The sequence below is a fragment of the Paenibacillus thiaminolyticus genome (assembly GCF_003591545.1).
GTDB lineage: Bacteria > Bacillota > Bacilli > Paenibacillales > Paenibacillaceae > Paenibacillus_B > Paenibacillus_B thiaminolyticus_A.
On the sequence record NZ_QYZD01000107.1, the window covers coordinates 1 to 830 of the forward strand.

General features: G+C 43.0%; 1 protein-coding gene. It reads right to left on the bottom strand.

Annotated features, from left to right (window positions below):
• Positions 1 to 17: 17 nt before the first annotated feature.
• The coding region (locus DQX05_RS31300; protein WP_119796902.1) for a hypothetical protein at positions 18 to 830 on the bottom strand (813 nt) is incomplete at its 5' end.

Sequence of the window (830 nt, forward strand, 5' to 3'; positions counted from 1 at the left end):
CTTGTTGATTACCGACATTATTCCCCCATGATCGTAAAGTTGTTAATGGCTCCATCCTTCTCCGGCTCCGCCAGAAGCAGTTCCACGTTGCCTGTCACGCGATCATACCGATATACACCGCGCTTATCCTTATATATACCTAATACGAGCAGCACATTTGAATCATCGGGTTCAAAAAAAGCATCACTTATCGCTTCAAACACAGTGAACAATTGCTCTTGTCCCGTGGCAAGGTCAACAATTGTATAGTGTCTCGGGTCATTTGCATGGGGAGCGCTTCCGTATATAGCCGTTCTCCCATCGTGGGCTAAGGCAAAGAAGACTAATTCCTCTTTTGTCTGAAAAATTTTCTTGATCTCATTCCCTTGCACGTCATATTCTTTTACGGTGTAAAGGGGAGGTTCAGGTTTGATGTGCAGTTTATTAGCTTTAACCACATTTCCGAAATCTTCTTTCCAAGAATAAGTTGCCGCATAAATCGTCCCGGCTGCTTCATTGTATTTTAAATCCCATATGGTCGTGTCGTCTTTGTTCAGATCCCACCAAGGCTTCAACTCTTTCGTCTGCGGATGATACGATACGATAGGCTTAATATGATTATCGTAGCTGTCTTTAAAGGAAGCATCCATGATGACCATACCATCTACAACAACAATATGGTTAATGGCATACAGTTCCGTCGTCAATTGATCAATCTTTCCCGTTTTCAAATTCATGGAAAATAACTGATCCGACTTGCCATCGCTTGTTCGTGAAGAATAATAAATGATCTCGTTGCCTGCATCATAGGCTCCAAGCGGATATTGTGACGTATACGGAACTTCCCCGGC